We start from the raw sequence: 267 nt of genomic DNA on the forward strand, positions 1-267 counted from the left end.
ATATGCAAAGAACGCCTCAATTCGGGGACAAAGATACGATAAATTTCTAAATATCCCATAACTAGCAAGGAGAAATTTACGGAATTTAGAACTTTTTGAGTTAAATCTGATGCTTACCAACAATATGTATCCAAAAACAAACAGCAGTATTCGGATATAGCTTATCCGAATACCTGCTGCCATAACGTTTTGTTGCTGACGATGATTCTGACATCGGCTTTCATGTACTTTTGCAACACAGGGGACTTTTGTCTCTGTGTGCTCACT

The organism is Prevotella sp. TF12-30, from assembly GCF_003436715.1.
In the GTDB taxonomy this organism is placed as follows: domain Bacteria; phylum Bacteroidota; class Bacteroidia; order Bacteroidales; family Bacteroidaceae; genus Prevotella; species Prevotella copri_A.